This window comes from Archangium violaceum (assembly GCF_016887565.1).
Lineage (GTDB): Bacteria > Myxococcota > Myxococcia > Myxococcales > Myxococcaceae > Archangium > Archangium violaceum_B.
Map to the genome: position 1 here is coordinate 10,254,924 of NZ_CP069396.1, position 12,328 is coordinate 10,267,251.

Consider the following 12,328-nt stretch of genomic DNA (forward strand, 5'->3'; position numbering starts at 1 on the left):
GAGTCTCTTCATGATCTGCAACATCGAAGACCTACGCCAGCGGGCCCGCCGGCGGCTGCCCCGGGCCGTCTTCGAGTACGTGGATGGAGGCGCCGAGGACGAGTACACCCTGGGGGCGAACCGGAGCGCCTTCGAGCGCTACCTCTTCCGGGCCCGTGCGCTCGTCGACGTGAGCACGAGGGACCAGTCGACCACGGTGCTCGGAGAGAAGCTGGCCACACCCCTCATCCTGGGGCCCACCGGGCTCGCGGGGCTCGTGGCCCCCTGGGGCGAGGTGCTCGCCGCGAAGGCGGCGGCCAACAAGGGGGCCCTCTTCACCCTGAGCACCATGTCCATCTGCACCATCGAGGAGGTGGCCGCCGCGGCGCCCCCGCCGCTCTGGTTCCAGCTCTACGTGTGGAAGGACCGGGGCATCACGCGCTCGCTGGTGGAGCGGGCGCGGGCGGCCGGCTACCGCGCGCTCTGCCTCACCGTGGACGTGCAGGACATGGGCAACCGGGAGAAGGACCGGCGCAACGGCTTCATCGTGCCGCCCCGTGTCACCCTCTCCAACTTCCTGGACGTGCTGCGGCACCTCGGGTGGGTGATGCGGATGTCCCGGAGCCCGCGCGCCACCTTCGGCAACTTCATCGAGACCGGCGCCCTGCCGAAGAAGGACGCGGTCTCCGTGGCGGGCTTCACCAACAGGCAGTTCGATCCGTCCGTGAGCTGGAAGGACATCGAGTGGCTGCGCTCCATCTGGTCGGGGCCGATCGTCCTCAAGGGCATCTCCTGCGCCGAGGACGCCCGTCTGGCGGTGGAGCACGGCGTGCAGGCGCTCATCGTCTCCAACCACGGCGGCCGGCAGCTCGACTTCCTCCCGGGGGCGCTCGACGTGCTGCCGGAGGTGGTGGACGCGGTGGAGGGCCGCGCCGAGGTCATCCTGGATGGAGGCATCCGCCGGGGCTCCGACGTGGTGAAGGCCATCGCGCTGGGAGCACGGGCCTGCATGGTGGGCCGGCCCTTCCTCTACGGGCTGGCCCATGATGGACAGGCCGGCGTGGAGCTCAGCCTGGACATCCTCTCCAAGGAGATCGACCGGACCCTGGCGCTGCTCGGCCGCCCCAGACTCGCGGATCTGGATCGCTCCGCGCTCCGGCTGGACATGCTGCACTCGCAGTCCGAGTCCCGGGCTCCCGCCCTGCGAGTCCTCGAGGGTGCGCGAGGCCTGCCCGCGGGGAGCGCGACGGGGACGTGAGGGGGGGAAGGTGCCAGGGAGGCCCGAACGGACTATGACGGGCCTTCATGCTGCCTGAACCCATCCGCCACGCGATCGACGTAGCCAGCAACGCCGTCTGGGGGCCCTGGACCATGGCCCTCCTGCTCGGGACCGGCGTGTTCCTGACGGTGCGGCTCCGGTTCGTCCAGGTGGCACGCTTCCGGGACGCGCTGCGCGCCATGGTGCCGACCCAGGCGAGCGGCGCCGGCTCGCTGAGTCCCTTCCAGGCGTTCATGACCGCGCTCGCCGCGTCCATCGGCACCGGCAACATCGCGGGCGTGGCCACGGCCATCGTGAGCGGTGGACCGGGGGCGCTGTTCTGGATCTGGGTGTATGGCTTCTTCGCCACGGCCATCAAGTACTGCGAGGCCGTGCTGGGCATCCGCTACCGCCAGGTCCATGGGGAGCGGCTGTCCGCGGGCCCGATGCACTACCTGAAGGACGGACTGGGCTCGCCGAAGCTGGCGTGGCTCTACGCGCTCATCGCGGGCGTGGCCGCCCTCACGACGACGCCCTTCACCCAGCCCAACTCCATGGCCGTGGTGCTGCAGAGCCAGTTCTCGATTCCGCCCCTGGCCTCGGGCCTCGTCATCGCCGTGCTCACGTGGCTGGTGGTCATCGGCGGCGTGAAGAGCATCGGCCGCGCGGCCGAGCGCCTCGCGCCGCTGAAGGTGGGCCTCTACCTGGCCGGCGGGCTCGTGGTCATCCTCACGCATGCCGCGCGACTGCCCGAGGTGTTCGCGCTCGTCTTCCGTGAGGCCTTCTCCCTGCATGCGGCCGGGGGTGGCGCCGCCGGGGTGGGGATGATGGTGGCCATGCGCTACGGCATCGCCCGGGGCATCTACGCCAACGAGGCCGGGTATGGCACCGCGGCGGTGGCCTACGGCACGGCACGCACCGAGGCCCCCGTGCAGCAGGGGCTCCAGGCGGTGATGGAGGTGTTCATCGTCTCGTGCGTCACGTCGACCATCAGCGCGCTGGTGATCCTGGCGAGCGGCGCGTGGACGTCCGGGCTCACGAGCACGGCCGTGGTGGCCCAGGCCTTCAACACCGCCATGCCCACCGTGGGCGGGTGGATCGTCGCGTTCTGCGCCTTCCTCTTCGGCTACACCACGCTGATTGGCTGGGCCTACTACGGCGAGCAGTTCCTTGAGTATGCCATTGGACTGCGCGTCACCCTGCCCTACCGCTGGCTCTACTGCGGCCTGGTCGTCTTCGGCGCCATGGGCAAGGTGGAGACCATCTGGGCCTGGGGAGATCTGATGAATGGCTTGCAGGTGTTCCCCAACCTCGTGGGCTTGATTGGCTTGAGCGGCGTGGCGGCGTCGACGCTGCGCCAGCAGTCCAAGCCGCAACAGGCGGAGCCCGCCGCGCCCGTGGCGTGATCTTCCAAGAGGTCGGCCCAGGGTTGGCTGGTGCATGGCGCCGAATCCCGGCATTTGTCCCCACCCTCAACCTGACCTATACCCGCGCAGGACGGGCGATCCACGCTCGGAGAGACGATGCTCGAACGGTTGGAGCTCCATCACGTCGGACCGGCACCGAAGTTGGAATTCGACTTCGCGCCCCGGCTGAATCTGCTCACGGGTGACAACGGGCTCGGGAAGACGTTCATCCTGGACGTCGCATGGTGGGCACTGACCCGCTCCTGGGCCGGCTCCCCCGCTTTGCCCCACCGGGGGCAGGGTATCCGCCCCACCATCTCCTTCCGGTACAGGAGCAAGACCACCACTGTCGACTCCTCCAGCGAATACGACTTTCAGCAGCAGGCCTGGACGCCCAAGCGTGGGCGACCCGGCAACCCGGGGTTGGTGCTCTATGCCCGCGTGGATGGCTCGTTCTCGGTCTGGGATCCGGCGCGTAACTACTGGAAGAACGCGCCTACCCTGGGAGTGAATGCCCCGGACCGGCCCCTCGCCTATCACTTCACGCCCTCTCAGGTCTGGGATGGACTGCAGCCAGACGGCAAGGTTCTCTGCAATGGCCTGATCCGCGACTGGGCCTCCTGGCAGGGTCGCAACAACGAGCCCTACCTGCAGCTCTTGAAGGTGCTGGAAGTACTCTCCCCCTCGGATGAGGAACGCATCGTTCCAGGAGAGCTCACCCGCATCAGCCTGGAAGACGTACGCGACATGCCGACGCTCCGGACTGCCTATGGTCAGGAAGTGCCGGTGGTACATGCCTCCGCTGGGGTCAAGCGCATCATCGCCCTTGCCTACCTGCTCGTGTGGACCTGGCAGGAGCACATCCAGGCAAGTCGCCTGCTCAATCAGGACGTGACCCGGCAGATCATCTTCCTGATCGACGAGGTCGAAGCGCACCTGCATCCACGCTGGCAACGGACCATCCTGCGCTCGCTGCTGAGTGTGATGGAGGCCCTCACGGGCGCTGATGATGTGGAGATCCAGGTTGCCGCCGTGACCCACTCACCGCTCCTACTCGCCTCGCTGGAACCGCTGTTCGATCCGCAGCGAGACGCGCTCTGGCATATGCAATTGGTCAACGGAGAGGTGACCCTGGAGCGGGAGGCCTGGCGGCGGCGCGGCGACGCGAACTCCTGGCTCATCTCCGACGTGTTCGCACTGGGCGAGCCCCGCTCCCTGGAGGCGGAGCAGGCCCTCCAGCGTGCCGAGGATCTGATGCGCCGCCAGGACGTCCAGCGCACGGAGTTCGACGAGGTCCAACAGAAGCTGAGGGAGAGTCTTCCGGACGTCGATCCGTTCTGGGTGCAGTGGCGGTTCTGGGCGAGGCAGTCGGGACTCGAGAAATGATCCGCGTCGAGAAGCAGCCCGAACCCCGTCCACCCGACTTCGACTTCGATGGGGAAGTCCGCCAGCCCGGTTTGAGTGCCCTGGCCGAACTGACGGGGCAGGCCCCCACGCTCAGCCGCCCAGGTCCTCGCATCCGGAAACAAGCGGATCGGCTCGAGGACCTGAGCCCCAAGGTGCTCCGTCAGTACGACTACTGGACCCGGGCGCTCGATGCGCTTCACGCGGCCTATCGGGGCATCTGCGCCTACTCATGCTTCTATATCGAACCCATCGCTGGACCGACGGTGGATCACTTCGTCGCCATCACGAGCGCCGCGCCTCGTGAAGCCTACGAGTGGAACAACTACCGGCTTGCATGCTCGTTGATGAACGCATGCAAGAACGCCTTCGCGGACGTCTTGGATCCATTCGACGTGCGCGACGGCTGGTTCGTGCTCAACCTGGACACCTTCGAGGTCGACCCCGCGAAAGACCTCGAAGCGGATTTGAAGAAGCGCGTGGAAGACACGTGCGACCGCCTGAAGCTCAACTCCCCCGAGTGCAAGAACATGCGCCGCCGGTGGTTCAACATGTACTGGACCCCCAAGGACCCCACCCGGCCCGTTCCACTGTGGTTCTTCGAGGAGCATGCCCCCTTTCTCGCTCGTGAGATGCGCCGACAGGGCCGCGTTCGCCCCGAGGACCAGGAGCGTGCGGACGGCACCTGAGGGAGGCGCGGGCCCTCAGTGGAGGAGCCGGTACACCTGCTCCAGCAGCACCGCGCACAGCAGGCCGCCGTAGGTGCCCAGCACGTAGCCGGCCACCGCCAGCATCACCCCCACGGGTGCCAGCGCCGGATGGAAGGCCGCCGCCACCACCGACGCGGAGGCCGCTCCCCCCACGTTGGCCTGCGAGCCCACCGCCGCGAAGAAGATGGGCGCCCGCAGCAGCCGCCTCGCCCCCAGGGTGAAGCCCGCGTGCACCGCCATCCACACCACCCCCACCGCCACCATCGCCGGCGCGTCCAGCAGCCGCCGGAAATCCGCCTTCGCGCCAATGGTCATCACCAGTACATAGAGGAACAGCGCGCCGATGCGGCTCGCTCCGGCACCCTCCAGGTTGCGCAACGGGGTGAACGAGAGCGCCGCCCCCACCGTCGTCACCAGGATGACCACCCAGGTGAAGCCCGTGATGATGGTGCCGATGTCCGGCAACTGCCTGGCGATCGCCGTGCACGCCACCGTGGTGCCAAACCCGATGGTGAGGATCCACACCAGGTCCGACAGGCTCGCGGGCCTCAGCACCGAGGCGTGGAAGCGCTCCACCTGCTCGCGCACCACGTCGATGGCCCGCCGGTCCGCGCCCATGCGCTCGTCCATCTGCCGCTCGCGCCCCGCGAAGTAGAGCAGCACCGCCGTCCACATGTTCGACACGCCCACGTCCACCACCACCATCATGCTCAGCGTGTCTTCCCTCGTCCCGATGCTCTGCCCGATGGCCACGAAGTTCGCGCTGCCGCCAATCCACGAGCCACTGAGCGCCGCCAGCCCCTTCCACGCCTGCTCACCGAGCTCCGCCGGCATCCAGTGGCCCAGCAGCAGGTACGCGAGCGGCCCCCCGATGATGATGCCCGCCGTCCCCGCCAGGAAGAGCACCACCGCGTTGCGCCCCAGCCGCGCGATGGCCTTCAGGTCCATCGACAACACCTGGAGCACCAGGCTCGTCGGCAGCAGGTACGCCGCCACGAAGCCGTAGAGGTCCGACTTCGTGGGGATGACGCCCGTATTCGAGAGCAGCGTGGGGACGAAATAGACGAGGACGAGCATGGGCAGGACCCTGAAGACCCGCGCGCCCACCGGGTGCCGCTCCGCGAGGAACAACAGCGCCAGCACGGCCAGCAGCACCGTGAGCACCGCCATCGGGCTCTGGATGAGCGGCTCCGTCATGGGGAGCCCTGGGGCTCCACGCCCAGCCCGGGCCCGTCACCCAGGCGGATGTAGCCCTGCTCCACCGGGTGCCCGCGGAAGGGGTCCGCCGAGATGAGCAGGTTGCCGTCCAGGTCCAGCCAGTCCACCAGCGGCCCCAGGTGCGCCGCCGCCGCGATGCCCACCGACGTCTCCACCATGCACCCCAGCATCACCTTCAGCCCGCAGGAGCGCGCCGTCTCGATGAGGCGCAGCGCCTCGCGGATGCCTCCGCACTTCTGCAGCTTCACGTTGATGCCGTGGTAGCCCTCGGCGAGCTTCGGCACGTCCACCGCCATCATCACCGCCTCGTCCGCCACCAGCGGCAACGGCGAGCGCTGGCGCAGCCACTTCGCTCCCTCCGTGTCCGCCGCCGGCAGCGGCTGCTCCACCAGCTCCACCCCCTGCCCCGCCAGCCACTCGATGTGCTTCAGCGCCTCCTCGGGGGCCCAGGCCTCGTTGGCGTCCACCCGCACCGTCTTGGGCGTGGCGGCCCGCACCGCGCCGAACGTCTCACGCACCGACTGTGCGCCCAGCTTCACCTTGAGCACGGGGTACGGCTCCGCCTCGCGCACCTTGCGCACCAGCGTCTCCGGGTCGTCGATGCCGATGGAGAACGACGTGAGGGGCATCCGCGCCGCGTCCAGGCCCAGCATCCGGTAGAGCGGCGCCCCGAGGCGCTTGCCCGCGAGGTCGTACAGCGCGATGTCCAGCGCCGCCTTCGCCGCGTGGTTTCCCGGCAGGGCCTCCTCGATGCGCTCCGAGAGCACGCGGAAGTGACGCAGGTCCGCCCCCTCGAGCACCGGCGCCAGCTTCTGGAGCGCCTCGGTCACCGTCTCCGCGGACTCGCCATAACGCACGTTCGGCGCGGCCTCGCCCCGGCCCACCAGGTCTCCCTCTCGAAGCTCCACGAGGACGTTGCGCTTCGAGGTGCTGGTGCCTCGCGAGATGGTCCACGCGTGGCGGAGGGGTAGCTCGATGGTTCGGACGGTGAGCGGGAGCGGCATGTCGGGGAGCCTCCAGGGGCGTCGCCATTACCACAGGCCGGGAGGCCCGGTCTTCTCCGTTCCTCCCCACGGCGCCACGGACTCCCATACACTGGCGGCATGCGCCCCCTGCTCTTCGTTCTCGCCCTCCTGGCCGTGCCGGGTTGTGGCCACGCCGCCGGCCCGTCCCGGAGCACTCCGCCCCAAGCGGCCGGGGAGATGCGCACGCTGCTCGCCGAGCTCATCGCCGTGGACACCTCCAACCCCCCGGGCAACGAGGCCGCCGCCGCCCAGGTGGCCGCGCGGTGGTTGCGCGAGGCCGGCATCGAGTCCCAGCTCGCCGAGCCCGCTCCCGGACGCGCCCACCTCATCGCCCGGCTGAAGGGCAACGGCCGCGCACGCCCCGTCCTGGTGCTCGCCCACCTCGACACGGTCCCCGCCCGGCGCGAGGAGTGGGCCTCCGACCCGTGGACGCTCACCGAGCGCGATGGCTTCCTCTACGGGCGCGGCGTTCAGGACAACAAGGGCATGGTGGCCGCCAGCGTGCTCGCGCTGCGGCGGCTGAAACGCGAGGGGACGAAGCTCTCGCGTGACGTGGTGCTCGTGCTCAGCGCGGACGAGGAGGTGGGCTCCAACGCGGGCATCGGCTGGCTGCTGGAGCACCACCCCGAGCTGCGCGAGGCGGAGCTCGCCCTCAACGAAGGAGGCCTCACGGAACTGTCCGAGGATCGCGCCCGCGTACGCTTCGTCAGCCTCCAGGCCGCGGAGCGCGTGTCACGCAACGTGGTGCTCAAGGCCACCGGGCCCGGCGGTCACTCCTCGGTGCCTCCGGCCGCGCCCAACCCCATGGTGCGTCTGGCCGCGGCGGTGGCTCGCGTCGGAGCCCTCACCTTCCCCACCCGGCTCACGCCCGTGACCCGGTTGAACGTGGAGGGCCGCGTGAAGGTGACAGGCGGTGAGCTGGGCCAGGCCCTTCAACGGCTCGCGGCCACTCCGGATGCGCCGCCCCAGGAGGCGGTGGACACCATCGCCCGACTGGAGCCGGCCCTCGCGGCCGTGCTGCGCACCACCTGCGTGCCCACCGTCTTCAACGCCGGCACCCGGCCCAACGTCATCCCCGCCACCGCCGAGGCCACCATCAACTGCCGGCTGCTCCCCGACGAGGACATCCAGGCCGTCCGCGCCCGGCTCGTCGAGGCCGTGAACGACCCGGACATCCAGGTGCAGCTGGACATGAAGCCTCCGGACTCGCCCGCCTCACCCGTGGGCGACAACGCGATGTTCCGCGCCACCCGGGCCGCCGCCGCCCGCGTGTGGCCCGGCGCCCCCGTCTTCCCCCGCATGTCCACCGGCACCACCGAGTCCACCGCGCTGCGCCGCGCCGGCATCCACGCCTACGGAATCGACCTCTTCGCCCTCACGCCGGACGACGCCCGGACGGCCCACGCGCCCAACGAGCGCGTCCCGGTGGCCTCGCTCCAGCCCGGCGCCGAGTTCGTCCACCTGCTGCTCTCCGAGCTGGCGAAGTGAGCCCTCGGACACTCCCCCCGACTGCATTCACCCGAGCCCCATGAAGACCCTGACGACTGCCCGAGTCCCGCTGTATCTGGTCCTGCTGGCATCGACGCTGACGGCCTGTGCCTGGCAGGCACGGCCCATGAACCCATCCACGGAGGAAGGCCCGGTGGCGAGAATCTGGAGAAAGAGCGCGCAGGCGCGTGACTTCGAGCGCTTCACCCGCCAGGGCACCGCGCTCACCGCGGAGGGCGCGCTGGAGCTCGACGCGGCGACGGCCCGCTCCGCGCCCGATCCGTTCCCCTCCCACGTGCCGCCCGACACGACGACGCCTCCCGCTCCGGGCAGCTACGTCTTCGGCGGCGCCAGCTCGGAGGAGCTCTCCGTCCCCGCTGGCTTCGACAACGTGGTGCCCTCGTTCGACGCGCTCACCCCGCCCGGCACGTGGGTGCGGCTGACGCTCGCCGCGCGCGTGGAGGGCCAGTGGACGAAGGACTACGACTTCGGCGTCTGGGCCTTCGACCAGGGCACCGTGGTGCGCCACAGCAAGGATCGCCAGGAGGACGCACAGGGCCGCGTCCTCACCGACACCCTCGCCCTGAAGAAGAAGGCGGACGCGCTGCGCATGACGGTGTGGCTCTTCTCCTCCAAGCCCGGCGTGAGCCCCCGCGTCCGCTCGCTCGCGGCGGCGATGACAGACACGGCCCGCACGGCCGCGGACGAGGCCTCGGACCAGCGCGCCTGGGGCACGGTGCTGGACGTCCCCGGCCGCTCGCAGATGCTCTACCCTCCGGATGGCGGCGCCTGGTGCTCGCCCACCTCGACCTCGATGATCCTCGCGTACTGGGCGAAGAAGCTGGGCCGCGACGACCTCGTGGTCACGGTGCCAGTGGCGGCCGAGTACATCCATGACCGTGTGTATGGCGGCACCGGCAACTGGCCCTTCAACACCGCCTACGCCTCCGCCCTGGGTGGCGGCGCCCTGCACGCCCTGGTGGCTCGCTTCGACTCGTTCACGCAGGTGGAGCGGCTCGTCTCCGAGGGCATCCCCGTCAGCATCAGCATCTCCTACGAGCCGGGGGAGCTGACGGGCTCGCCCATCACCCGCACGGACGGGCACCTCATCGTGGTGAAGGGTTTCACCTCCTCGGGAGACGTCGTCTGCAACGACCCCGCCTTCCCCAACGACGAGACGGTGAACGTGACGTACAAGCGCCAGGAGCTGCTGCGGGCGTGGGACCACTCCCGCCGCGCGGCCTACGTCGTGTGGCCCGCGGGCACCGAGCTCCCCTCCGGCGCGCTCACCTTCGTGAACTGAGGCGCCTCAGCGAACCTCGGGGCAGTCCCAGATGCGCTTCGTGGTGCTTCCCGAGGTGTAGCTCCGACAGGTGCACACGTAGTCCGTGTAGATGCCATCCGTGCAGCTCAGGATCGAGCCGACAGAGGTACAGGCCGTGTTGTCGAGATCCCAGCAGTACGGCTGCGGGGGCGGGAGGCGGCTCTGGAGCTCCGCCTCCGAGCCCTCCTCCTGACTCACGATGACGACGGGCTCGCTCTCGGGGACGGGAGTGGGCTCGGAAGCAGCGGCGAGTGCCGGCAGGGCCAGCCCCAGGATGACGAGGAACGCCTTCTTCATGTGCTTGCTCCAGGATGTGGGAAACGCAGCCCCCACGGCATGCCCGTGGAGGCCGCGAGGTTCCAGCTAACAACCCGCTCGGAGAAAGCGCAAGCTCAAGGATTTTCTCGATTTGTGCAACTAGACTACCCGCCGTAGCAGATGCCGCCGCAGAGGGCCTCCACCTTCCCGCCCGGCATGAGGAAGCGGTTCACCTGCTCGCGGCTCTCGGTGTCGCGCCGCACGGCCTCGTGGACGCCGTTGTCCTGCGGTGGCAGGTCGGCCACGGTGCCCGGCAACGGCTCCGGCAGCTTGAAGTCGAACTGGACCAGCGCCGAGCCGTCGACCTCGCCCTCCTGGGGCGGGAGCCACGGCACCTGCTTCGTGGCGGGGAGCTGCTGCACCAGACCCATCGCGCGGGAGTGCAGCTCGGTGGCCACGTTGGGTACCTGGACATCTCCCAGGCCGTACTGCACGAGCACCCGGCGCGACGCGGGCCCACCGGCGTACGTGTTCGCCAGCACGTGGGGCGCGTAGGTGAGCGGATCGATCCGGTCGAAGCCCGTCTGCGTGAGCGCCGCGAACTTCTGCTGGTCGAGCGCATCCGGCACCGTCTGGGCGATGGTGGAGAGGAACTGACTGAAGGGCCTCGCGCGGAACATCATGAACGAGAAGTCCGCCCCTCCCACGCTCAGCACGCCCCGCTCCACGTGAGGCGAGAGCGCCAGGTAGGTGCCTCCGAGGATGTGACCCTGGCTGATGCCGTAGAAGTACGTCTGGGCCGGATCGTACACGAGCACGCCGTTGTCCTTCAGCGCGGCCAGGTCCCGCAGCGTGGTGCGCGCCGCGTAGGTGACGGCGATCTGGTTGGCCATGGCCTGGTGCACGCGATCCGTGAAGCGCAGGGTCTGGCCGGGAGTGGTGGCGATGGCGCCCAGGACACCGGGGGCATCCGCGGCGGACATGCCCCACCAGTCCACCGTGAGCACCACCATCTTCGTGGCCTCGAGGAAGGGCCGCATGAAGGAGGTGGAGTCCGCCTCGCTCCGGCTCCCGAAGAAGCCGTGGCCATATTGGAGGAAGCGCACCGGCGCCACGGACTGGCCCCAGACGCTCCGGGGAATCTGGAGCGTGAAGGCCACCTCCGTGTCTCCATTGCGCCGCACGCGGCCCTGCTCATCCCTCGCGAGCAGCGCGCCCGGTTGGGCGTTCTCCATGAAGAGTGGCACGCGCAGCGTACCGAGGATGCGCCGGGCGATGTTGGCGTCCACGTTGTCCTTCACGTCCATCACCGTGACGACGGGAGGCGTGGCCTCCAGGGCCTCCATCGCGAGGCGCCGCACGTCGAGCATGTCGCGGGTGACGTTCTCCTCGGACTCGGTGGTGAAGTCCCACGCCAGCTGGAGCTCCGCGCGCGGAATGCCCGCCGCCGCGAGCGCCGGGAAGATCCGCTCCTCGTAGCGCTGGGCGAGGGGTGCCAGGAGCGGATCGCCCCCCGTCTGGCCGTCGCGGATGCGGCGGAAGCCCTCGGGGACGGGCACCGGACTGCCATCCTTCGCCTTCAATCCGCGCAGGGCCACGATGTAGCGGGTCTGGTCGCGCAGCCGCACCAGCGGACGCAGGAGGAGCGCGCGGCGCGCGTCATTGGAAGCGCGCGGATCCAGCTCGGCGAAGTGGAGCACGCCCTCGCCCCGCTCGGCGTCCAGCAGCACCGTGGCCCCGCTGGTCGCCGCCGTGGGACCCTGGATGGACGGCAGGTTGGAGACATCCACGCCACCGGGAAAGAGCGCGAGGATCTGCGTGCCGTGAGACCAGCCGTCCGCCGGGTGCAGCTCCGTGAAGTCGAACGCCGTCCCATCCTTCGCCTTCAGCTTCGCCGCCTCGGAGAGCCGCACGCGGTGGCCCGAGGGCAGCGTCGCGTCCTCCGCGAGGAAGTAATCCGAGGGGAACGGCAGGAGGCAGTCATTCTCCGACGCCAACGGGTTGCACCCCTGGGTGACCTCTAGCGGCGGGAGGTCCTTCGGGGGGAGCTGCTCCCCTCCCTCGGGATCCGAGCAGGCGGCCAGCGCCACCACCACCAACGGCAAGGTCCACGCACCGCGTCTCCTCATCCACTCCCACATAGGTTGCACGCTCCTTGTCAGCACCGGCGGGAAGCCGTCCCGGGGGTTTAGCCGGAGGCAGCGCGTGCGGGAAGCTGGAGGCCGAGCGTCGCTAGATGCTGACTTCACTCAAAGTGA

General features: G+C 69.6%; 10 protein-coding genes. 6 read left to right on the forward strand and 4 right to left on the reverse strand.

All coding sequences use genetic code 11. The features are described from left to right. The first annotated feature begins 10 nt into the window (after positions 1–10). From JRI60_RS40880 to JRI60_RS40895, 4 genes are all read left to right on the forward strand, one after another. Positions 11–1,237 (forward strand): alpha-hydroxy acid oxidase, encoded by a 1,227-nt coding sequence (locus JRI60_RS40880; protein WP_204221437.1) that lies wholly within the window; start codon positions 11–13, stop codon positions 1,235–1,237. A gap of 47 nt (positions 1,238–1,284) precedes the next feature. Next, a complete protein-coding gene (locus JRI60_RS40885) occupies positions 1,285–2,643 on the forward strand; it encodes an alanine/glycine:cation symporter family protein (protein WP_204221438.1) in 1,359 nt (452 codons plus the stop codon). 117 nt (positions 2,644–2,760) lie between these two features. Next, the gene (locus JRI60_RS40890) at positions 2,761–4,029 is read left to right on the forward strand and encodes an AAA family ATPase (protein ID WP_204221440.1); all 1,269 of its coding nucleotides are present in this window, start codon (positions 2,761–2,763) and stop codon (positions 4,027–4,029) included. Then, positions 4,026–4,736, forward strand: a complete 711-nt coding sequence (locus JRI60_RS40895) for a hypothetical protein (RefSeq protein WP_204221441.1) — start codon at positions 4,026–4,028, stop codon at positions 4,734–4,736. Before JRI60_RS40890 ends, JRI60_RS40895 begins: the two co-directional genes overlap by 4 nt. Positions 4,737–4,751: 15 nt before the next feature. Here the strand turns inward: JRI60_RS40895 and JRI60_RS40900 are convergent, their stop codons facing one another. Both JRI60_RS40900 and JRI60_RS40905 read right to left on the reverse strand, forming a co-directional pair. Beyond that, positions 4,752–5,954 carry a DUF819 domain-containing protein gene (locus JRI60_RS40900; protein ID WP_204221442.1) on the reverse strand — a complete coding sequence of 401 codons (1,203 nt, stop codon included), beginning with the start codon at positions 5,952–5,954 and terminating at the stop codon, positions 4,752–4,754. Further along, a complete protein-coding gene (locus JRI60_RS40905) occupies positions 5,951–6,979 on the reverse strand; it encodes a dipeptide epimerase (protein WP_204221443.1) in 1,029 nt (342 codons plus the stop codon). Before JRI60_RS40905 ends, JRI60_RS40900 begins: the two co-directional genes overlap by 4 nt. A gap of 99 nt (positions 6,980–7,078) precedes the next feature. Here JRI60_RS40905 and JRI60_RS40910 point away from each other — a divergent pair, with 99 nt between their 5' ends. Continuing rightward, entirely contained in the window at positions 7,079–8,488 is a 1,410-nt protein-coding gene (locus JRI60_RS40910; protein ID WP_204221444.1) for a M20/M25/M40 family metallo-hydrolase, read from the forward strand. 40 nt (positions 8,489–8,528) lie between these two features. Next, on the forward strand, positions 8,529–9,791 hold the full coding sequence (locus tag JRI60_RS40915) for a C39 family peptidase (RefSeq protein ID WP_239470019.1): 1,263 nt from the start codon (positions 8,529–8,531) through the stop codon (positions 9,789–9,791). Between the two features lie 6 nt (positions 9,792–9,797). Here JRI60_RS40915 and JRI60_RS40920 read toward each other — a convergent pair whose 3' ends face one another. Both JRI60_RS40920 and JRI60_RS40925 read right to left on the reverse strand, forming a co-directional pair. Continuing rightward, complete coding sequence (locus tag JRI60_RS40920; RefSeq protein WP_204221445.1) at positions 9,798–10,109, reverse strand: hypothetical protein; 312 nt, start codon at positions 10,107–10,109, stop codon at positions 9,798–9,800. 125 nt (positions 10,110–10,234) lie between these two features. Continuing rightward, positions 10,235–12,199: a hypothetical protein gene (locus JRI60_RS40925; RefSeq protein ID WP_239470020.1), complete on the reverse strand. Its 1,965-nt coding sequence runs from the start codon at positions 12,197–12,199 to the stop codon at positions 10,235–10,237. Positions 12,200–12,328: the final 129 nt, after the last annotated feature.

Coding starts and splice junctions, on each gene's coding strand:
- JRI60_RS40890 (WP_204221440.1), top strand. CDS start 2,761: ATGCTCGAACGGTTGGAGCTCCATCACGTCGGACCGGCACCGAAGTTG.
- JRI60_RS40895 (WP_204221441.1), top strand. CDS start 4,026: ATGATCCGCGTCGAGAAGCAGCCCGAACCCCGTCCACCCGACTTCGAC.
- JRI60_RS40910 (WP_204221444.1), top strand. CDS start 7,079: ATGCGCCCCCTGCTCTTCGTTCTCGCCCTCCTGGCCGTGCCGGGTTGT.
- JRI60_RS40900 (WP_204221442.1), bottom strand. CDS start 5,954: ATGACGGAGCCGCTCATCCAGAGCCCGATGGCGGTGCTCACGGTGCTG.
- JRI60_RS40925 (WP_239470020.1), bottom strand. CDS start 12,199: ATGAGGAGACGCGGTGCGTGGACCTTGCCGTTGGTGGTGGTGGCGCTG.
- JRI60_RS40885 (WP_204221438.1), top strand. CDS start 1,285: ATGCTGCCTGAACCCATCCGCCACGCGATCGACGTAGCCAGCAACGCC.
- JRI60_RS40915 (WP_239470019.1), top strand. CDS start 8,529: ATGAAGACCCTGACGACTGCCCGAGTCCCGCTGTATCTGGTCCTGCTG.
- JRI60_RS40880 (WP_204221437.1), top strand. CDS start 11: ATGATCTGCAACATCGAAGACCTACGCCAGCGGGCCCGCCGGCGGCTG.
- JRI60_RS40920 (WP_204221445.1), bottom strand. CDS start 10,109: ATGAAGAAGGCGTTCCTCGTCATCCTGGGGCTGGCCCTGCCGGCACTC.
- JRI60_RS40905 (WP_204221443.1), bottom strand. CDS start 6,979: ATGCCGCTCCCGCTCACCGTCCGAACCATCGAGCTACCCCTCCGCCAC.